At 45.6% G+C, this 20,660-nt stretch carries 15 protein-coding genes; 4 read left to right on the top strand and 11 right to left on the bottom strand.

What is annotated here, in order from left to right; translation table 11 throughout:
• Position 1: 1 nt before the first annotated feature.
• A complete protein-coding gene (gene speA, locus ACF8EG_RS04880; RefSeq protein WP_021450328.1) occupies positions 2-1,912 on the bottom strand; it encodes an arginine decarboxylase in 1,911 nt (636 codons plus the stop codon).
• Positions 1,913-2,235: 323 nt separating this feature from the next.
• Here speA and ACF8EG_RS04875 point away from each other — a divergent pair, with 323 nt between their 5' ends.
• A complete protein-coding gene (locus ACF8EG_RS04875; RefSeq protein ID WP_069504998.1) occupies positions 2,236-2,961 on the top strand; it encodes an MBL fold metallo-hydrolase in 726 nt (241 codons plus the stop codon).
• 66 nt (positions 2,962-3,027) lie between these two features.
• Here the strand turns inward: ACF8EG_RS04875 and ACF8EG_RS04870 are convergent, their stop codons facing one another.
• The 4 genes from ACF8EG_RS04870 to ACF8EG_RS04855 all read right to left on the bottom strand — a co-directional run bounded on the left by ACF8EG_RS04870 (position 3,028) and on the right by ACF8EG_RS04855 (position 6,558).
• Entirely contained in the window at positions 3,028-3,456 is a 429-nt protein-coding gene (locus tag ACF8EG_RS04870) for a RimK/LysX family protein (protein WP_005459284.1), read from the bottom strand.
• Between the two features lie 65 nt (positions 3,457-3,521).
• Positions 3,522-4,427, bottom strand: a complete 906-nt coding sequence (gene rimK / locus ACF8EG_RS04865) for a 30S ribosomal protein S6--L-glutamate ligase (protein WP_005459235.1) — start codon at positions 4,425-4,427, stop codon at positions 3,522-3,524.
• Between the two features lie 458 nt (positions 4,428-4,885).
• Positions 4,886-5,776, bottom strand: coding sequence for a LysR family transcriptional regulator (locus tag ACF8EG_RS04860; RefSeq protein ID WP_025536838.1), 891 nt, complete (start codon positions 5,774-5,776; stop codon positions 4,886-4,888).
• Between the two features lie 536 nt (positions 5,777-6,312).
• Positions 6,313-6,558: a hypothetical protein gene (locus tag ACF8EG_RS04855; protein WP_043037677.1), complete on the bottom strand. Its 246-nt coding sequence runs from the start codon at positions 6,556-6,558 to the stop codon at positions 6,313-6,315.
• 168 nt (positions 6,559-6,726) lie between these two features.
• Here ACF8EG_RS04855 and ACF8EG_RS04850 point away from each other — a divergent pair, with 168 nt between their 5' ends.
• Complete coding sequence (locus ACF8EG_RS04850) at positions 6,727-7,593, top strand: helix-turn-helix domain-containing protein (protein WP_025532960.1); 867 nt, start codon at positions 6,727-6,729, stop codon at positions 7,591-7,593.
• Positions 7,594-8,208: 615 nt separating this feature from the next.
• Here the strand turns inward: ACF8EG_RS04850 and ACF8EG_RS04845 are convergent.
• Positions 8,209-8,547 carry a YggL family protein gene (locus ACF8EG_RS04845; protein ID WP_005459294.1) on the bottom strand — a complete coding sequence of 113 codons (339 nt, stop codon included), beginning with the start codon at positions 8,545-8,547 and terminating at the stop codon, positions 8,209-8,211.
• A gap of 357 nt (positions 8,548-8,904) precedes the next feature.
• Between ACF8EG_RS04845 and ACF8EG_RS04840 the strand changes: the two genes are divergently transcribed.
• Positions 8,905-10,941, top strand: coding sequence for a PhoX family phosphatase (locus ACF8EG_RS04840; protein ID WP_069504980.1), 2,037 nt, complete (start codon positions 8,905-8,907; stop codon positions 10,939-10,941).
• 92 nt (positions 10,942-11,033) lie between these two features.
• Here the strand turns inward: ACF8EG_RS04840 and ACF8EG_RS04835 are convergent, their stop codons facing one another.
• The 3 genes from ACF8EG_RS04835 to ACF8EG_RS04825 form a co-directional block, all read right to left on the bottom strand.
• On the bottom strand, positions 11,034-12,425 hold the full coding sequence (locus tag ACF8EG_RS04835) for a glycoside hydrolase family 1 protein (protein WP_069504978.1): 1,392 nt from the start codon (positions 12,423-12,425) through the stop codon (positions 11,034-11,036).
• Between the two features lie 180 nt (positions 12,426-12,605).
• A complete protein-coding gene (locus ACF8EG_RS04830; protein ID WP_021484275.1) occupies positions 12,606-13,733 on the bottom strand; it encodes a conjugal transfer protein TraF in 1,128 nt (375 codons plus the stop codon).
• A gap of 209 nt (positions 13,734-13,942) precedes the next feature.
• Positions 13,943-16,015, bottom strand: a complete 2,073-nt coding sequence (locus ACF8EG_RS04825; protein ID WP_069504976.1) for an ATP-binding protein — start codon at positions 16,013-16,015, stop codon at positions 13,943-13,945.
• A gap of 268 nt (positions 16,016-16,283) precedes the next feature.
• Between ACF8EG_RS04825 and ACF8EG_RS04820 the strand changes: the two genes are divergently transcribed.
• On the top strand, positions 16,284-17,639 hold the full coding sequence (locus tag ACF8EG_RS04820; protein ID WP_025794499.1) for a sigma-54 dependent transcriptional regulator: 1,356 nt from the start codon (positions 16,284-16,286) through the stop codon (positions 17,637-17,639).
• Positions 17,640-17,675: 36 nt separating this feature from the next.
• On the opposite strand, the gene ACF8EG_RS04815 is transcribed toward ACF8EG_RS04820, so the two are convergent.
• The gene (locus ACF8EG_RS04815; RefSeq protein ID WP_025794501.1) at positions 17,676-18,884 is read right to left on the bottom strand and encodes a GGDEF domain-containing protein; all 1,209 of its coding nucleotides are present in this window, start codon (positions 18,882-18,884) and stop codon (positions 17,676-17,678) included.
• A 103-nt stretch (positions 18,885-18,987) separates the two neighbouring features.
• On the bottom strand, positions 18,988-20,298 hold the full coding sequence (gene brnQ, locus ACF8EG_RS04810; protein ID WP_025794503.1) for a branched-chain amino acid transport system II carrier protein: 1,311 nt from the start codon (positions 20,296-20,298) through the stop codon (positions 18,988-18,990).
• Positions 20,299-20,660 lie beyond the last annotated feature (362 nt).

Below are 20,660 nucleotides of genomic sequence, written 5' to 3'. Positions count from 1 at the left end.
ATCAGAAGTCCTCTAAATAGGTGTATCCCGCTAGACCTTGTTCTAGTTCTGCTAGGATTTGTGCTTGTTCATTGGCTTCAACTCGTTGGGAAACCAATTGTTTGTAATTGTCACGAATCGCATCCACGTCGATATGAACGTAGCGCATCATGTCTTCTACACTATCACCTTCATTGATGTAACTGATCTCAAATTGACCGTGTTCATCAACATTGACTACTGCACTGTGGGTGTCACCAAATAGGTTGTGCATGTCACCAAGGATTTCTTGGTATGCGCCTACTAGAAAAAAGCCCATTAGGTACGGTTTGTCTTTGCTCCAAGCTGGTACAGGTAGCGTGCTCTCGATGCCTTGACCATCAACGTAGTGATCGATCGCGCCATCAGAGTCACATGTGATGTCCAACATCACAGCACGACGCTCTTCCGCATCGCCAAGACCAGAAAGTGGCAGAACAGGGAACACCTGATCAATACCCCAAGCATCTGGTAGAGATTGGAAGAGAGAAAAGTTCACGAAGAACTTATCTGCAAGACGTTCGCTCAACTCGTCCAGAATTGGACGGTGGAAGCGATTCTTAGTGCTCATCTTGCGGCTTAGTTCGAAGTAAATACGCAGTGACAGTTGTTCTGCCCATGCACGTTGCTCCAAGTTAAGCACGCCAGTTGCGAATTGAGAGTGTACCTCTGCCAAATCACTTTGGGTATCGTTGTAGATCTCAATTAACGCACGAGCGTCTGTACCATCTTGTAAGTTTTCCCAGTTTCGCCACATGTTTTGTAGCAAAAGTGGTGCATCTACGCCCAGTTCATGCACTTCTTCCGGTTGGTATGTTTCGGTACCAATTACGTTCGAAATCAATACAGCGTGGTGTGCTGTCAGTGAACGCCCGGATTCAGAAATGATCACTGGCATTGGTTGTTCGTATTGCTGACACACATCGCCCACTGTGTTGACGATATTACGTGCGTACTCTGCAAGGCCGTAGTTCATCGAGTTTGATGATTGGCTGCGTGTGCCGTCGTAGTCGACTGCCAAACCGCCGCCCACATCGAAGTATTCGATGTTTGCACCCAGTGCGCGTAGTTCGCAGTAGAAACGAGCAGATTCGTTCACACCATTACGTACGTCACGGATGTTTGCCATCTGTGAGCCAAGGTGGAAGTGAACCAGTTGCATTGCATCTAGGCTGTCTTCGCGTTTCAGACGTTCAATAACGCTGAGCACTTGCGATGCAGACAAACCAAACTTCGATTTTTCACCGCCACTTGCTTGCCATTTCCCTGCACCTTGAGAGGCGAGGCGAATGCGCAAACCAAGGCGCGGTTTTACGCCCAAGCTTTTCGCTTCTTCTAGCACCAGATCCAGCTCAGAAAGCTTCTCTAGTACGATGAATACTTTGTGACCTAGCTTTTCACCGATCAGTGCAAGACGCACATACTCACGGTCTTTGTAGCCGTTACACACGATCACGGAGCTGCCTTGTTGAGCCAATGCAAGTACTGCCAACAATTCTGGCTTGCTACCCGCTTCAAGACCAAGCTGTTTGGTTTCTAGTTGAGCTTGGCTAGCTAGAATTTCATCCACCACTTCACGTTGTTGGTTTACTTTAATTGGGTACACCAACAGGTATTTGTTTGGATATTGGTATTCTTCAATTGCTTGGTTGAAAGCGTGGCAAATTCCATGCACACGTTGGTGCACGATTTGCGGGAAGCGCACTAATACAGGCAGATTTAACTGCTGCGCTTCTAGCTCATTTACAATGGCACTGAAAGGGATTTGATGTGCACGATCACTACGAGGTGATACGTAAACCTCGCCTTGGTCATCAATACCGTAGAAACCTTGGCTCCAGTAGTGAACGTTGTAGTCCGCGCGGATGCGGTCTAATTTAGTTGCTTTTTCCAACTCGATTCTCACAAAAATGTACTTAAGTCCTTAATTAATTAGAAGGAAAAGTACAAAAAAGCAAATCATGAGGTATTAACCTCATACCCTGACACGAACTCCGTGTGCGCGCATTAACGGATAAAAGTGCCTCTGAGTCTAATGATTAAAATCTATCATCTCGATTATGATTTGTTGTCGTAGTTGGGTGTGAACATTTGTTTACCGGAGCGTCGATTCTGCTGTTATAGTTGGTCTGACCAGCAAGGAAGCGGTCATGAAAAATCTCACTCAAATAAGGACATATTTTGCAGCTGCACAGAATTCAGGGATACATTCAGACCATGTATCTTGCCGAATATCCCGATAAATTAATGTTGCTTGATAGTGCAAGTCGAGCAGACATTCCTCATCTTAAAGATTTTATTGAACATCAACTCCATCGCCCTTTTTCTGACCTAAAGTTGGTCGTTGTGACTCATATGCATCCAGACCACGCTGGTGGCGCGCACAAGTTGCGTGATTTGACCGGATGCAAAGTGTTAGCCGCAAAGCGAGAAAGCCAGTGGTATGACGGTGTAGATGGTTGGTTAATGCATTTAACCGATTTGATGTTAGCGCACTGGATGGCGAACCGGATGCGCAAACCAAAGCGAAACCTGTGGTATTCGCGCAAGTTAAAGCCCGATATCGAACTCATCGATGGTGAGTGTATTCCGGGATTTGATGATTGGCAGGTGCTAGAAACGCAGGGACATACCGATAGAGATCTGTCGGTTTATCATTCTGAACAAGATGTATTGTATGTGGCGGATTTGATGGTGCAGGTTAAGAAACATCTTATTGCGCCGTTTCCCGTATTTCATCCAAACCAATATCGCCAATCATTAAAGCGCGTGTTTGAAATGAATCCGCAATGTTTGCTTTTGGCACATGGGGGAGAGGTGACTTTTGATGAGAAAGCGTATCAGCACATTCTGCATACTGCGCCGACTAAGCCGATGACCCATTGGCGAGTGACAAAAGTTAAAGCGAGGGGATTGTTGTTTGCGCTATTTCGTAGGAAGTAGACGAATGTAAAGCCAGACGAGTGATGCTCAACAAAAACGTTCGATCACTCATCTGAAGCTACGGGGTTAAGACGCCAATAAGTGAGATTGGCTAGGGTCTACCAGCACTTTGTCTGCCATACCCTGACGACCTAACAACATCATGTAAGTCATTTTTTCACGGTTAGTCAGCGTAATGTCGATTGGCCATTCTTGGTCGCCCAAGCGTAGCATCGTGGTGATGACGCAGCGGTGCTCAAAAGTACCGTTCGAAGACTTAACCTTGCGGTTTGCCTTTAGCTTCGCTGTGCAGCGAACCACTTGTTCTAAGTGATAAACATCCGGGTGTAGATCGAATGCAACGTAAGACTGACCATCTTTTTCAAAGCAATCAATGTTATCTACATGCAATGAAGATGTTTGTGCGCCCGTATCAATACGCGCTTCAAGGTGAGTAATCCCTAACTCTGGCAAGCAAATAGCTTCGGCATTCCCAATGATCATTTTCTGATTCATAGTGTCATCCTAGCGACGAGTAACAAGAGAGCCGGATTTTGGCTCTCTTGTGCGTTAAACAAAAATCAACCTTTACCGCGAGTACGGTTTGAATTTGGCTTAGCGTTTTTCTCGATAAAATCGAAGATCATACCAGCAACGTCTTTACCTGTTGCTAGTTCGATGCCTTCTAGGCCAGGTGAAGAGTTCACTTCCATCACCACAGGACCATTTTTAGATTGAAGGATATCCACACCACAAAGGTTCAAGCCCATCACTTTCGCTGCATTTACAGCGGTTGCGCGTTCTTCTTTGCTTAAGCGTACGAGTTGCGCAGAACCACCACGGTGAAGGTTCGAACGGAATTCGCCTTCTTTTGCTTGGCGCTTCATTGCAGCAATAACTTTGTTACCGACAACAAAACAGCGGATGTCCGCGCCTTTTGCTTCTTCGATAAACTCTTGCACCATGATGTTTGCTTTCAAACCCATGAATGCTTCGATCACACTTTCTGCCGCTTTATTTGTTTCAGCAAGTACAACACCGATGCCTTGAGTACCTTCTAGCAATTTAATGACTAGAGGTGCGCCACCAACGTTTTTGATCACGTCCTGAATGTTGTCAGGGTGGTGAGCAAAGCCCGTGCGCGGCAAACCGATGCCTTTACGTGATAGCAATTGCAATGAACGCAATTTGTCACGAGAGCGGCTGATCGCTACAGATTCGTTGACACAAAATGTGCCCATCATTTCAAACTGACGCACAACAGCAGTGCCGTAGAAAGTGATGGATGCACCGATACGTGGAATAACAGCATCGTATTGCGGCAATTCTTCACCCTTATAGCGGATCATAGGGTTGTTGCTCGTAATGTCCATATAACAGTGCAGAGTGTCGATAACATCGATTTGATGCCCACGCTCTTCACCCGCCTGTTTTAGGCGCATGGTTGAATATAAATTCTCATTACGAGAGAGAATAGCAATACGCATGGCAATTCCTTAGTAAGTCAGTACCAAATTAAAATATAAGTATAGAGTATAGAATGTAGTAGGCAGGTGATCATGGTATGACATAACCTACTTACTTCAACGATTTAGAAGTGTGGTTGAACAACCACGTCGTCAGAGGTGCGCACCTTAGGTTTTTTTGTTATAAGTTTAAAACGAAAAAAAGCATTCGTTACGACAAAAATTATTTGTCGATTTATCGCGCCTTACAGTGATTGTGTGTCAATAGTTTAGCGAATAAAACCAGTGAAAAAATCATGGGCATTGAGTTTGAAATTCGCGCAAAAAACGCTCGGATTCACTTGCGCAAGGCCATGCATATTGGCGTTATTGGAACAAAAATCACAGCAGAAAAGATTTTTTAGCCGCTATAAATTTTACGAAACTTATACAAAAGGTGGTCTTAACCGATGCACCCCCACTTTCTTTACGAAAGACGCTTATTTCCCAATGATGCCTGATAACACCTCTTTTATCGTGGTATAGCGCAGCGGTAATGTGCGCCCCCGTTTTTTGACTAAATACAAATCTTCATAAACGGTTTGTTTTAGCTGCGCGACGTGCAATTCTTCTCTATTTGGAAAGCTTTCTACTGCACTTTGAGGCAACACCGTAAATCCCAATCCTTTGCTAACTGGCAATAATATTTGGCTTAATTGATTGACGAAGCCCGAAAGCGGCATGTCACTCATTTTTGTCTCTTTTAATTGTGGCTCTGCACATTGGTCAAAAAACAACGTCATATAGTGCTCGGCATCGGGATGACCAATAACACCGCATTTTTGCAAGATCTCAGGCGTTAAGGGCTCGGCTTTATATGCGTGGGGAAGGATCAAGCACAGCGCTTCTCGACCGATTCGTTCGCTTTGGAAGAGGCTTTTGTTTGGAGCGTCAGTCACGATGCCGATATCAATGCGGCCTTCAGAGATACCATTAAGAATAGATTGGTTTGGCGCGGCTTCTAAGTGGATGGACAAACTAGGATGTTGCGTTTGTTGCTCTAATAGAGGGCCGTAAAGCATGAGGGCCAACGCACCGGAACAAGCGAGTTTACAATGGCCAGAATAGGCATCATCAAAGCTGAGTTCTTCTAGTAAGCTTTTTTCGCGCTCCTCTAGCTCCAACGCATAGGCGTAAACCATACGACCTTGTTCGGTGAGCTCGAAACTTTTGTTCTCACGTTTGATCAAGGCATGCTGACAACTTTGCTCTAACTTCTTGATGTGTTGGCTAACACCGGGTTGGGTCATGTAGAGCTTTTCTGCGGTTTGTGTAAAGTGGCCGACTTCGACCAGAGTCTTAAACGTGTGTAACCAAACGGGATTAAGCATAGTGCGTGTTGTGCTGTAAGCTTGCTAAGAGACGTTGAGAAAATAATAGCATGGCACTGCACGAAATAAATCGGCCGAAGTGATTTGGGGTGGTTCGCGAATGCTAAATAGCAGACAAAATAAAACCCCGCCTGGTTTCCCAGACGGGGCTTATTATCTTTCGCAGCAATCCAGCTACTAATAGGTGCTCCCTGCATCTATCCTTGATTGTGGCTAAGTCCTTTAACCGAGTTCCTTGTTCATCGCCTTCCTAGCGGTGTCCATTCTTGCCTATCATCCTGACGGGCGAACTCTATCCTAGAGCTTAACTACATCCTTGCTGATAACTCATCCTAAGCTACCAAATCTTCATCCTGAAGATACCTAGTCCATTAGGCTTTTTTCCTGTTCCCGCCAACATCCTGTCGACACAATCAGTATTGATGTTTTGCTGATTACTCTCAATCAGCTAGGTAAAAAAACTTTGGCAGCGAATATTATGAAAAATACTATAAGTTTTAATTTTCAACTATTTATATGCATTTTTTGATTTTATCTTAGTCAAAGATGGTCGTTTTGCTTACATCGCTTGTGAGAGATCTCGCACAAGGTGTCGAGCAAATGTCCGAATTGGCGTCGTTTTTATCCTGTTTAAGAATTTGCTCAAGATCACAACTCGATTTGTAACCATAAAATTTGGCGATGGTGTTAGGTGGGATTTCCATTTCTCTGATAGAGAATTTTGCCCATTCATCGCGTGTCTTGTGCAGGATTTGGCGTAGCTTGATAGTGAAGTGGCTCATGAAAGCTTCCTTAGTTAGCTTGTCTTTACAAGGCAAGAATAAGGAGAGAGACAACACCAAGTTGATAGTATGCCGTTTAATATCAATACTATTTCGGCGTGATGAAGATTATGCCGGCAATACTGATATTATTTGAGCGTGAAACAATACTATCTTGTGGAGTAGCCAATGGCGCACATCGAAAAAGTACCGCAGAGACCAGGTTTTTCTTGGCGCTATCGTCGCATTGATGAGGTAGAGAAAGAGTACGACCTCCATTTTCACGATGATGTGTTTGAGTTGGTCATCCATCGACACTTCACTGGCAGTTTGCATATTGGTCATCACGAATTAGAAGTGACTCACAACCAAATGCTATTGATCGCGCCTGGTGTGCCTCATTCAATTCACTCCACATTGGTCGAAAGCAAGTGCGAGACTCATGTGATTTGGTTTAAGCGTGAGTGGATTGCCAATTTGATGTTCTATTGCGCAGAGCTTAGAAAGCTTGACCCGCTTTTAAAGGCGGCCAATAAAGGTGTGGTGTTTTCTGAACGGACAGCTCAGCACGTTGTGGATCTTCTGCATGAGCTCATGACGTTTTCTGCAATGGAGCAACTATCGAGATTTCTCCATGTTTTGTCTCTGATTGCTCACGATGAAGGAGCAAAAACACTGATGACTCACTCATACTTATCGATGAGTGAACACGAGCTACAGGAAAGAGAGCGCGTGGCAAGTGTTAACGCGTATCTCGAACAACACTTTGCAACTAAGGTGACGCTCGCAGACTTGGCGAACTACTTATCGCTGAGTGAAAGTGCGGTCACAAGATTGTTTCAAAAGCACTTTAAAGAGCCGTTTAGCCAACGTCTAATGAAATTGCGGATCAATCATGCCGCAGATTTGCTGCAATCTACGTCGTTGCCGATTGGGATTGTGTTTGAGCGAGTCGGATATCGTAATCAAGCCCTGTTTAATCGCCACTTCAAAACGTACAAAGGACTAACACCACGCGACTACCGCCAGCATTATCAGCAGCGAATTCAGCCTTAATGGGAATGGTATGCAACTGCTAGTAAGAACGTGAAAAGAGTTACTCGACGGAAAGTGATGTGCAATTGGTATATTACTTGCAAAGTTTTTCAGGAATCATTATTAAGATTCAATGACAGTTAATTTAGGGAACTTGATTGCCATTTTTCTGTCATATCTCGTGAGTAATTTGACCGTGTCAGGAAGGTAATAATCGGTTTTAGGTGTCAAAAATGGCTGCAATAGAACCGTTTTTATCATTATGTTGTGAAATGAGTCACGGTTAAATAATTGGTTCCCTTATAGATTGAAGGGGATAAAAAACCTTAGACAATAAGCTCATAAAGAGCGTTACTTATAGAAGATGAGGGAGATTACTATGAAAAAAATGAGAAGAGCTCAGCTACATCGTGTTCGCATCCAGTACTGGAAAGATACGAAAGAAGCAACAGCTAAGAAATCATAGTTAACCATACTCGAAGTCCTTGAGCTGGCAATAGAATTCAAACGTTCTCTACGCATTGCCAGCTCCAAACACCACCAACACTTCAAATCTAATTTTAAATTCAGTTTCATCACCCATAAAAAAAGCCAGTCCGAAGACCAGCTTTCTCTAACGTATTTGCTTGCCTGCTATTACAGGTAGTTTGCGTCAAGCAAGTCGCCAGCTTTCGCGCTTTTCACTTCTGGACGAGCTTCTAACCAAGCAACGACTTGTGCTTTTTGCTCTTCTGTCGCGCTACCGTAACGTTCTGTAGAACATAGGAAGCCTTCAAATAGCTCCAGACCGCCGCCGCCAAAGCATAGACCTAGAGTATCAATGTAGTCGATAAAGTCATCAACGAATGCATCGTAACGGTCGAAGTCGTTGATGTCTGTTTCACAGCTGATCTCGAAACCTAGGATTGCGAACTCACCTAAGAACAGCTTTTTACGGATACGACGGTTCTTGTTATCGATTTTGTCTAATTTCATGATTCTCTCTCGTAGATGATTTGAGTACGTACACCTTATACCTTCTATCAGACTTTAGCCCAAGAAAAATCAGAATGAAGCGATACAGTTGGCGATTATGTAATCAAACCTAAGGATAGGTTGGCGTTGTGCACGATTTTTGAGCTCTGGAGTGTTGCATTGCTCGCTGTGGGAAGTGAGAGAGGAGGAATATATGAAGAGTCGATAGGGATACGGAGTTGCCGTGTCTCGTTTATTGAGTGATCACATCATTGAAATACAAGTTTCATATAGATTGAGCATTTCTGTCATTTTTCTTCTCCAAACTTCTTGCCGTTCAACAATTTATTCACTAACTATAAGATCGGGAAAGTAAAAATGAGCAAGGAAACCTTCGACGCAACGCGTTATAACCAAAGCGATAACAAGCCTTTTGAAGAAGTACTAGAAGCGAGTCTATCTCGTCGTAGCATCTTAAAAGGTGGCCTTGGTATCAGCGCAATGACTGCGTTTGGTGCTTTTGGATTGGCGGGCTGTAACTCTTCGAGCTCTGGCACGTCAGCAAGTAACGGTTCTGGCGTTTCGAAAGCGGTACTTAACTTTGACTCAATTCCTGGCTCGTTGACTGATGCCGTTTCTATTCCACAGGGTTATACCGCTCAGGTACTGGTACCTTGGGGTACACCGCTGAATGCTCAAGGCAGCGCGTGGAAAAATGATGGCAGCAATACCAGCTCAGACCAACTTAACGCGTTGGGCATGCACCATGATGGCATGCACTTTTTCCCATTAAATGACAGTACGACCGACGGCCTGCTTTGCATCAACCATGAATACATTGATACATCAGCACTGCATCCAAACGGTCCAACAGTTGCGAATGGCGTTCGCACAATAGTTGATGAAGTTCGCAAAGAGATTAACGCTCACGGCGTTTCCGTTGTTCGTATTCAGCTAGAAGACAATATGTGGAAATTGGTGGATACCGATCCGCTTAACCGCCGATACACTGGTGCGACAGTGATGGATTTATCTGGCCCAGTCGCTCACACGGCGCTTACTGTGACGCGTTTTTCGCCTGATGGCAGCCAAGCTCGTGGTACGTTAAACAACTGTGGCAACGGCTATACGCCGTGGGGTACTTACCTCACGTGTGAAGAGAACTGGCCTGGCTACTTCGTTAATGCGGGGACTCGTACAGAAGAACAAGATCGTATTGGTCTGGATGATAAGAGCACGCGTTACTTGTGGGAAACATTGGCAGGTAACTCAGAAGAGCGTTTAGATGAGTTTACGCGTTTTAATGTTGCACCAACAGGCACCAGCTCTGCAGACGATTACCGTAACGAAGCGAACGGCCATGGCTACATTGTAGAAATTGACCCATATACCCAAAACTCTCGTGCGAAAAAGCGTACCGCGCTTGGTCGTTTCCGCCACGAAGGTTGTGCTTTCGGTAAGCTAGAAGCAGGCAAACCCGTAGTATTTTACTCAGGTCATGATTCTCGTTTTGAATACCTTTACAAGTTCGAGTCTGCAGCGGCTTGGGATCCTGCTGATGAAAATCCTGCGAATCGCTTGGCGACGGGCGACAAGTACATGGACGAAGGCACACTTTACGTTGCGCGTTTCAATGAAGACAGCACAGGTACTTGGTTGCCACTAACGCTTGATAGTGTGACGACATCTGGTGGCACGCTTGCTGATCACTTTAACTCGTTAGCGGAAATTATCATTAATACGGCTGGCGCGGCTGACCTTGTTGGCGCAACGCCAATGGATCGTCCTGAATGGTGTTCGGTTGACCCGTTCACAGGCTCTGTATACCTCACGCTAACCAATAACACGCGCCGCACAGACGAAACGAATCCAGCAAACCCACGCTTAAACAACAAGTTTGGTCACGTTATTCGTTGGGATGAAGGCACTTCTGCGACAGACTTTATTTGGGATATCTTTGTTTTTGGTTCGCCTGCAAATGGTGATGCAGACACAAACCGTTCTGGCTTGAATGAGCTTAACCAGTTTGCAAGTCCAGATGGCTTGGCATTTGATGGTCGCGGCATTCTTTGGATTCAGACTGATAACGGCGCAGATGAAGTCACGTCTTACACCAACGACCAAATGCTGGCGGTTGTACCATCTAAACTCACGAATGAAAATGGCGATCAAGCAGTGATCGGTGCAGACAACCAAGCAGAGCTGAAACGCTTCTTTGTTGGTCCAAACGGTTGCGAAGTGACAGGCTTTACCATTAGCCCAGATTACAAATCGTTATTTGTAAACATTCAACACCCTGGTAACTGGCCATACAGTGATGATGCCGCGCAAGAAACTCCGGCTGGAACTACAGTTCGTCCTCGTGCTGCAACCGTTGTGATTCGTCGTGAAGATGGTGGCGAAATAGCGGTTTAATCTCATCGTGTATTAAGACCTTAAAACTCAAGCCCTGCAATTGCAGGGCTTGATGTTTAGGCTTGTGTTTCGCTGTCATTCACATATGTGCGTTAGCGTTTTAACGAACCACCTGCGGTACGAATCACATCCTGATACCAGTAGAAGCTCTTTTTGCGTTTACGTTCTAAAGTGCCTTGTCCATCATCGTGACGATCAACGTAGATATATCCGTAACGCTTGCTCATTTCTGCCGTTGAGTTGGCTACTAAATCAATCGGCCCCCAACTGGTGAAACCCATTAATTCCACGCCATCAAGAATGGCTTCGTGCGCTTGCACTAGGTGATCGTTGAGGTAGGCAATGCGGTAGTCATCTTGAATTTCGCCATTTTCGTCAAATTCATCTCTCGCTCCCAAACCATTTTCCACGATAAAGAGCGGCTTTTGGTAGCGATCGTGCAAGAAGTTCAGCAAAATACGCAGACCTTTGGGATCGATCAACCAGCCCCATTGGCTCTTTTCCAAATATGGATTTGGCACGCTCTCAACAATATTGCCGACTTCCTTTTGTTTCGGATCCGCGCTCGCACAGCCACTGGCGTAGTAGCTGAAGGAGATAAAGTCGACACTGGCCGAGGCAATGTCTTCTAAATCGCCGTCTTGCATCTGGATGTTGATGCCATTTTCACGGAAATAGCGCTTCATATAACCAGGATACTGACCACGAGTTTGCACATCACCGAAGAACAACCACTTGTTGTTTTCATGCATGGCGGCTAACACATCATCAGGGTTGCAAGTGTATGGGTAGTTCATGGCACCCAGTAACATGTTGCCGATTCTGCCATTCGGTACAATTTTCTGGCACAGCTTCACCGCTTTAGCATTCGCCACCAATTGATGGTGAATCGCTTGGTAAATCTCTTGCTCTGTTGCGTCTTCTGACAAACCAACCCCAGTAAATGGTGCATGCAGAGACATGTTGATTTCGTTGAAGGTAAGCCACAGTTTGACCTTATCTTTGTAGCGTTCTAACACGGTTCTAGCGTAGCGCTCGAAAAACTCGATTACTCGACGATCGCCCCAACCACCATAATTTTCAACCAAGGCGTAAGGCATCTCGTAATGAGAAAGCGTCACAAATGGTTGCATGTCGTGTTTGGCTAGCTCATCAAAAATTTTGTCGTAAAACGCCAGTCCTTCTTCGTTTGGCTCCAGTTCATCACCATTAGGAAAAATACGGCTCCAAGCGATGGACAAGCGCAGGCAGGTGAATCCCATCTCTTTAAATAAGGCAATATCTTCTGGATAGCGATTGTAGAAATCGATCGCAAGATCTTTGATACCGGGCGTTCGTTCTTCACGCGTTTGATGCGGGCTCAGAATGCCGTTTGGCAACATATCTGATGTTGATAAACCTTTACCCCCAAGGTTATATGCCCCCTCTACTTGGTTTGCAGCAATGGCACCACCCCAAAGGAAATTATCTGGAAACTTAATCATGTTTCTCACTCTTTTATCATTAGAAAATTGCAGTTACTTGGATTTTTCTTTGCTTGAGAATAGTGCAGGTCACATCACGATTCTTGTAGCCAGATCGACTTTCTGAAGGGCGATTGGTTCGGTTTTAGAAAAGACGCCAACCGAAGCTAATCTGGTTGGCGTAACTATTCAGGTGGTGAATCAGAAAGTGAAGGCTAAGTTCGCCGCTGCTCCGAATTGATTATCGCCTGCGTAAGAACCTGCTAGGTCAAGGCTAACAACATCAAATGGGCTGATCCCAATACCACCAGTGACGGAGTTATCTAGGTTATTCTCCAGATCTATTTCATAGCCTGCGCGAAGTTGTGCCCATCCCCACGCGTCGCCTTCGATACCGATGCGTACAAACTGAGTGTCATCATCAAGTTCTTTAAAGCGCTTTTGCGTGGTTAGATCGGCGTCTAAGCTCAGTGCTACGTAGTTACTCACGTAGCCAATCCCAACGGTTGCTTGAGGAGTGAGTTCGTAGGTATAACTACCGAGTTTGGTTTTAATGTCTTGCTTGAACACATCCTTAACGGACAAACCCGCACGAAAGGCTTCGTGATACCAAGCGATGCCAACATCCATATTGAAGGCGTTTTTTGAGACTTCGCTTTTGTCGTAATCTTCAATATCAAAGTCATCAAGCGTTGTACGTTGGGTGTAAGTTTTGAGTTGTTGATATTTAGGTGTGAGGCCAAAGGCGACGGTTTGTCCGCCAAGAGTATAGGTTCTTGATAGAGAGACGCCATATTCTGCGCTGCCAAATGCCGCCAAATTAACTGCCGAGTTCAGGTATCGCTCAGCGGTGTTGGTGGCGTCAGAAATATCAGGTGCCGCGAGAATCTCCACATAACCAGCGCTAAAAAGGTTCATTGACATAAAACGTGTTGGTATCGCGATGGCAAAGGTTAATCCACCGTTGATAACGATAGGCACACTGCTATCTAACTGATCTAACAGTCGATTCATTGCAGCTTCGTCTGCGGGAGTGGGTAGTCCCTGAATGCTGTCATACAAATCTTGTACGTCATCGACGGTCGAAAGAGCGTCATCTTCATCGTGAATATTGACGCCAAAGGCGGGGATCAGTAGACCAATATCATCATTTTCTCGATAAAGTGCACCAAGCGCAGGATTGTGAAGTGGAGCTGTCAAATAATCTGCCGATACCACTCCAGTATTTCCCATACCGTGACTGCGAGCATCGGCTGCATAAGGCGCAGCAAAGGAAGGAAGTGACAACAAAGTAAGGGCACTTGTCACTGCTAAAGTTGTTTTTCTCATAACGCGTCCATTCTTACTTGAAGTAAATACTTGTAATAAGTTAACGGTTGGATGCCAAAGCGGATGTAGACAACCAACAATTCCATTGATGAATGGCAAGGTGGTTATTCATCATGTTAAGCGTAGGTTAAGCAATCTGCTTTATAAAGCTGAGGGCGAGTTATTGGTCTGCACGAATAAAGAGAAATGCAAATAGTTTTTTATGTGGCTCAATCAATCGTATTGGCGAGCTGAAATCGCAAGATGAACGACATACCGGAACCAGGATTGCGTTGTGCTGTGACTTGTCCATTCATGTCTCGCATGTTGTTCGCGGTGATTGACAGTCCTAAACCCAAGCCCTCGCCGATTTTTTTGCTGGTTTGAAATGGCTCGAAAATGGTGTCGAGTTGTTCTAGTGCCACGCCACAACCGTTGTCACTGACCACCACTTCAACGTGGCTGTTAGTTGGTGTGACAACGATTGAAAGTTGGGGCTTGTCCCTAGATTGCATGGCATCAAGCGCATTGGATATCAGGTTGCCAAGCACTTGTTGTAAGCGTTGTTCTTCCCCCTGAATTTGCGGCAGATCGCTAGGTATTCGAACGCGAACATCCACATTCGCCAGCTGAGATTGATAGACACGCAGCGTCTCTTCCAACGCGCTGGTTAACGACAGTGCTTGTAGCTTTTCAGGTTTGTTGTACGCGAATGTTTTGAGCTGGCTCGTCATGCTTGCCATGCGGTCAATCAGCTTTTGCACGAGCACATTATTGGCCTTCATCATGGCGGTTTCGCCGCGTTCTGCCAATAACTCGTTGGTGGTGAGAAGGGTGCGCAATCCGGTAAGAGGTTGATTCAACTCGTGGGTAATCGCGCTCGACATGCGGCCCAACGCCGCCATTTTGCTCGACTCAATCAATTGCTCCTGAGCTTGACGTAGCGCTTGCGTGCGCTCTTCTACCCGCTGCGCTAGCTCTTGGTTGATGAGTTGTAGCGATTGTTCAGCCTTTTTGCGTTTACTGATATCGATGAGGGTGGCAAGAAAATACAGCTCTCCGTGCCAAGGAAAGGTCGTTAATGAGAACAGCACCGGGAAAACGCTCCCATCACTTCGCCTTGCCATCGTTTCAACGGCACTGATTTCTGCCAGCTCCTTATGTTTTGGTAGATCTCTGAGCAGTGTGAGCGTGGTTGAGTTGGGATTACCTGCATCAAACAACTCCCAAGAAAAAGTTTGACGATTGACATTTTCCGGCAAGCAAAACAGCCGCTTAGCCATTGGATTGAGATCGAATAGCTGTCCTTGCTCATTGATCAACAGCAACCCAACGTGAGTTTTGTTGATCATCTGCTTAAGTCGCCTTTGGGATTCCTCCAGTAGAGCCTGAATACGCTGTTGGTTCTGGTTTTTCTGGTGCCGTTGTAAACCGATGATGACCAACAAAATCATCAATAACAGCAGTGCAGCGACACTCCAAGCAATGACATTAATGGCTTGTTGAACTGGCTTGGTCGGGATGAGATAACTGACATACCAATTGAGGTCATCCAATTTAACGGTATGGGCAAAATAGCGTTGTTGATCCAGCGTCCAAAAATGGATCACGGTGTTGTCGTAGAGCTTTTGTGTTTCCTCATCTACTGCATGGTTTGGCTCATTGAACCAGTCTGCGTTGTAAGTGGTGCTGCTCGACAGGAAGAAACGTTGATGGCGGTTTTGCAGTGTAATAATGTCTTGGCTGGTGATGGTTTGTTCTGTCAGAAGGCTCAAGTTAATTTGTACGACGACAATACCCGCGATGTTGAGGCCATCAAAAATCGGTGCCGATAAATAATACAGAGGGCTTGAGCCTTTGGTTTTATTTACCAGAGAGACGCCTTCACCTTGGCGATGAATCTGTTCAACAATGGCACGTCGATCTGAACGGCTAAATCGTTCATCGATGAGGCTGGAAACCAACACTTCACCAGAGGTGGAGAGGATCAACCAACCTTCGGTATTCGCGGCTTTGTCGAGTTGGGTTAACTGGGCTTGCAGCGGTTCATAGTAAGTCAAATTGCCTTTCACAAACGCAATAGTTTCGGGATTGTTGGTGACTAAATAAGGCAGGTGATAAAAGCGTTTCAGTGCTCGGCGGACTTCGCCGATGTAATCCAGTAGTTTTTGTTGCGCTTCGGTTTGCGTTTGTGCGCTGAGCAATTGGTGGGCGATTTCACGACTAGCACTGTAAGAAAATAGCACCATCGCGCTTGCAAAAATCACAAGCAACCACGTTTTTCCTTTTCCGCTGAGCGTCATATCGACTCCATCCAAGTACTCGTTTTCTTAAGATAAGTTATTGATTTTCAGTTCTGCCTCGTCCTGATTGATGACCCAATCCACATGCAGGTTTGCCGATTTAGATTTTTCCTGTGCGGTTCACAGCGATTACTTATCCAGATTGAGACAGAGTGCGCCTAACTGATTGGATGTTAAAGAGTTGTAATTAAGAAGTGAGATCTAGCTCCTTTTCTCCCTCGTGGTTTTTGCTACCGTTACGAAAGACGTTTTAAACAGGCAGTAATTCATGGCTTTTGAAAGCACCCCCAACATCGCACTTATTGAAGATGATGACATTGTTCGTCAGGCAACTAGCCAATGGCTGCAACTGGCCGGATTTAACGTTGAGGCATTCAGTACCGGTGACGCTGGAAAGGCGGCGATACTAAGTCAAGAGTTTGATGCTGTTGTCAGTGATGTTCGCTTGCCTGATAGCGATGGCCTCTCGATTTTAGAAAGCCTTATTGACCATCATATCCAAACGCCCGTTATCCTGATCACCGGACATGGGGATGTGGATATGGCGGTGAGTGCGTTGCAAAAGGGCGCATTTGACTTTATTGAGAAACCATTTCAGCCAGAGCGACTCTCGCAACGTGTGACGGAAGCGGTCGAGACTTATCGAGCGCAGACGTCAACGCAAGATCGTCAAGAATATCTTGCGAGCGTAAGTGGGCTCGAAGAAGTGCTGATTGGCCGAAGCCGAGTCATGCAGCAATTGCGTGAACAAGTTGCAAAGCTAGCGCGTATTGATACTAACGTCATTATTTATGGTGAAACGGGCTGTGGTAAAGAGCTGGTGGCTACCAGCCTGCATAAAGAAAGCCAACGAAAATTACATCGTTTCGTACCGATAAACTGTGGCGCGATTCCCGAAAATCTGTTCGAAAGTGAGCTGTTTGGTCACGAGCCCGGCGCTTTTACCGGAGCAAGTAAACGACGGATTGGCAAACTCGAATACGCCGATAAAGGCACGCTGTTTTTTGATGAAATCGAGAGCATGCCGCTTTCAATGCAAGTGAAAGTGCTGCGCTCATTGCAAGAACATACTGTCGAGCGAGTTGGTGGTAACCAGCAGATCAATGTGGATTTGCGAGTGATCGCTGCCGCGAAAGAAGATCTCAACGATCATGAAGAGTTCCGCGAAGATTTGTATTACCGACTTAATGTTGCACAGATCTACTTACCGCCGCTTAGGGAGCGAGAAGAAGACGCGTTGATTCTGTTTGAGCACTTTGCATTGCAAACAAATCCAGACAGTCGACCGTTGAGTGATGCCGACAGAAATGCCGTGCTTTCTTACGCTTGGCCAGGAAATGTGCGCGAATTACGTAACGTCGCAATGCGTTTCGCACTGGATGATACGGTTTCTGTGATGGAAATTCTTTCTAGCCGCCCGTCGTCAACCACGGAAGAGACTCAAGCGGGTGTTCCGTTGATGATTCAGTTGCACAACTTTGAGCGCAAAGTGTTGCATGATTCATTAGTGAGGCACCAAGGACGGATTAATGAAGTGATGCAAGAGCTCGATTTACCACGCCGCACCTTAAATCAGAAAATGCAAAAATTTGGTCTGAATCGCTCCGATTACACCGATTCGTGAATGGAATAACAGGAGCGATGTTGTTGTACCTTTCCGTTATGCGCTTTTGGTCGGTGTTTGGATGAACTTGCCACCCTCCTCGCTTCCATCTTGGAATGTCGTGACTTGATTTCGCCCGGTGTGCTTTGAGCAATACAGTGCTTCGTCGGCTCGGGTGAGTGCATCTTGCAAGCTGTCATTGGGCATTAGCTCGCTGATGCCGAAGCTCATCGTGACTTGGTTTTTAAAAGCAAGCAGCGACGTCTCACGTTCAATGCTGCGGCGAACTAACTCGGCATAGGCTTTCGCGTTTTCGGCATTGGCAAGCAACACAATCATAAACTCGTCACCACCAAAGCGAACGGTACATGCTGACTCTGGTAACGTTTGTTTAAAAATCGTGGCTATGGTTGCCATGACTGAGTCGCCAGTGGTGTGTCCGTATTGGTCATTAATGGTTTTAAAATCGTCCACGTCAGTCATAACGATGCTGATAGGCGTATTTTTTTCGCGTGCTTGATTCACAAGGTTAGGCACAATGACTTCCATTGCACGTCGATTGTATAACCCAGTTAATGCATCCAAATGAGAAAGATCGTTGATGGATTTCACAAATCTTGCGTTGATCAACCACAACATACTAAAGCTCAAAGCAACAATGAGGCAGATACTAAATAGAAACGTCAGCTGGTGGATGATACCTGCATTCATAAAACTGGTGACTTCAGGTGCCCAAATGCTCCAAATGGTTCTGCCCGCCATAAAAGCACTAAACCCAAAGAAGGCGTACGCCATCACTTGAACGGGAAGTTTTAGATCGTCTCTTTTTCCCTTGATCATCGCAACACCACTGCAGAAGGTGACTAAGCTCAAATAGATACTAAGAAAAATGATTCGGATACGAATAGATGGCGAATAAAAGGTGAAGTAATAAAAAAGGCCACTGAATACTGGTACCAGAAACGTGAGTACATGAGCGCACTTGAGAGGGAATTTACGGAAAATGCTTACGCCATATAACGTGAGCAAAAAGCCGATGATAATGATGGTATTGGAAAGAATGATCGTCAGCCAATCTGGGGCTGAGTCACGAAATCCCAATAAAAAAGGGCCTAAGCCAATAAACAGCAGAGAAATGGCGAACGTTTTCAATCCTTTAATTTTGCTCTGAGTATATTGATAGCAAAGCAGGCTAATAGCATAGATACAAGAAAACAAAATGATAATAAAGTTGAGGGTTCTTATATCTAAATAGTGACTCTCCATATGTGCTCCACAACGAACCATTACTCGGGCAACTCCTTTGCCCGTCATCAATAAACGTCCAGTATGTTAGCGTAATTATAGAATGATGTCTTAAGTTAAGCGGCTATTCGTTGACCAGCTCGAATTCTTTGATGTCTTCTGCTTTTTTAGTGAACAAAAGTCCGACCGTTGCCATGATGACACTAGGTACAATCCAGCTCGCGAACTCATTATACAAAGGCATGTTGTGGCTCATCCATTGGTCTGCAGCTTCTGGCATGTAGCCCAAAATGTGCAGAGCATCGACACAACCAAATGCTAGTGCGGTGAACGCGGTAAGCACCAACATGAACTGAGACATTTTGTTGCGAACGGGCGCCATCATCATCAAAGCAATCGCCACAGGATGAAGTGCCACAACCGCAGGTAAAGTGATTGACAATAGCTGCTCTAAACCGATGTTGGCGATAAAGCCTGACAGTACCATGGTGATGACGACACAGCTTTTGTAGTTCACTTTGCTAAAGGTGTTGTCATAGAACTCGCTGCCTGCGGTTGTTACGCCAATCGCTGTGGTTAAACAGGCCAATACCATGACTGCACCCAACAACACCGAGCCAAACGCACCAAAGTGGTTGAAGGTGAACGCCGTTAAAATATCGCCACCATTGCTAAACTCTGAACCTAAATAAGAGCTAGTGGAACCGATGTAAGACAACGAAATGTAAACAAACGCCATCGCGACAGCGTACATTAAGGCTGCAATTAGAGTGTATTTCGCCGTTGCTTTCGGGCAGTCCACTCTCATGCTGCGAATGGCACGGAAAATGATCCAACCAAAGCCAATTGAGCCCAACGCATCCATCGTCATGTACCCTTGCGTCAAACCTTCTGCAAACGCACCACTCACGTATGGGCCACTGGCTTGTGTCAACTCACCTGCTGGGTAAATCAAGGCAGTGACAGACATGATGATCAAAATCGCCATTAACGCCGGTGTTAGGATTTTGCCTAAGTTATCAACCAACTTACCTGGGTAAAGCGCAAACCAAATGGTTGCTACACAAAAGGCAATCGTAAACGGCACTAATGCTGCCTCACCAAAGATTGGGGCGAAGCTAAATTGATAGGCGACGGTAATGGCTCGCGGAATCACAAATGCTGGCCCGATGACGATGAAGACCATCACCCAAAAACTGGTTGCTAGCGGTTTTGGTAGCGCAGCGGTTAGCTTGTCTGAGCCATTAACGATCGCCACCATTACCAGTGCTAAAGCAGGTAGACCCACGCCAGTTAAAAGGAATCCAGACATTCCACTCAAAAAGTTTTCACCCGCTTGGTAACCCAAAAATGGAGGGAAGATAAGGTTACCTGCGCCCAAATACATGGCGAAAGTCATAAAGCCTAAGGCGGCGATATTGCGTGCGCTTAACATTGTTATTCCTCTTACACGTTTCGCTTGGAAGAAACTGAAAGGAATGGGAGAGAGTATGTGGTTGTTCCCGTCAGCTTCTTCTCAAGCTGACAGAAATTTTAGATGTAGCCTGTCAGCTCTGAATCAGTTCCAGAGAGAGCAGGAGGATCGCTGCAGCAACGCCGGACGGGCGTTTTAATGCGAATGGAGATTGCGCAGTTGCTGACATGAGAGATCCTTAATGATGAAAAAATACCAAGGAATACGTTTGCCTTGGTGTTCATTTACCCTAACGAACTTAAGGGGATCGGCACAACCCCAAAGGAGAAAATAAGTCGATATGGTTAATCTTCATCAGTAATTTAGTGGTTTAAACTGGAATT

It is taken from the genome of Vibrio sp. YQ_11, assembly GCF_043103065.1.
GTDB classification, from domain to species: domain Bacteria; phylum Pseudomonadota; class Gammaproteobacteria; order Enterobacterales; family Vibrionaceae; genus Vibrio; species Vibrio parahaemolyticus.
Note: the sequence above shows the minus strand (reverse complement) of the source record. Positions and strands in the feature narration are given on the sequence as shown.

Bases quoted from the DNA above. Each gene is read 5' to 3' on its own strand.
- ACF8EG_RS04875 (WP_069504998.1), top strand. From the start codon at position 2,236: ATGTATCTTGCCGAATATCCCGATAAATTAATGTTGCTTGATAGTGCA.
- ACF8EG_RS04870 (WP_005459284.1), bottom strand. From the start codon at position 3,456: ATGAATCAGAAAATGATCATTGGGAATGCCGAAGCTATTTGCTTGCCA.
- rimK (WP_005459235.1), bottom strand. From the start codon at position 4,427: ATGCGTATTGCTATTCTCTCTCGTAATGAGAATTTATATTCAACCATG.
- ACF8EG_RS04860 (WP_025536838.1), bottom strand. From the start codon at position 5,776: ATGCTTAATCCCGTTTGGTTACACACGTTTAAGACTCTGGTCGAAGTC.
- ACF8EG_RS04855 (WP_043037677.1), bottom strand. From the start codon at position 6,558: ATGAGCCACTTCACTATCAAGCTACGCCAAATCCTGCACAAGACACGC.
- ACF8EG_RS04850 (WP_025532960.1), top strand. From the start codon at position 6,727: ATGGCGCACATCGAAAAAGTACCGCAGAGACCAGGTTTTTCTTGGCGC.
- ACF8EG_RS04845 (WP_005459294.1), bottom strand. From the start codon at position 8,547: ATGAAATTAGACAAAATCGATAACAAGAACCGTCGTATCCGTAAAAAG.
- ACF8EG_RS04840 (WP_069504980.1), top strand. From the start codon at position 8,905: ATGAGCAAGGAAACCTTCGACGCAACGCGTTATAACCAAAGCGATAAC.
- ACF8EG_RS04835 (WP_069504978.1), bottom strand. From the start codon at position 12,425: ATGATTAAGTTTCCAGATAATTTCCTTTGGGGTGGTGCCATTGCTGCA.
- ACF8EG_RS04830 (WP_021484275.1), bottom strand. From the start codon at position 13,733: ATGAGAAAAACAACTTTAGCAGTGACAAGTGCCCTTACTTTGTTGTCA.
- ACF8EG_RS04825 (WP_069504976.1), bottom strand. From the start codon at position 16,015: ATGACGCTCAGCGGAAAAGGAAAAACGTGGTTGCTTGTGATTTTTGCA.
- ACF8EG_RS04820 (WP_025794499.1), top strand. From the start codon at position 16,284: ATGGCTTTTGAAAGCACCCCCAACATCGCACTTATTGAAGATGATGAC.
- ACF8EG_RS04815 (WP_025794501.1), bottom strand. From the start codon at position 18,884: ATGGAGAGTCACTATTTAGATATAAGAACCCTCAACTTTATTATCATT.
- brnQ (WP_025794503.1), bottom strand. From the start codon at position 20,298: ATGTTAAGCGCACGCAATATCGCCGCCTTAGGCTTTATGACTTTCGCC.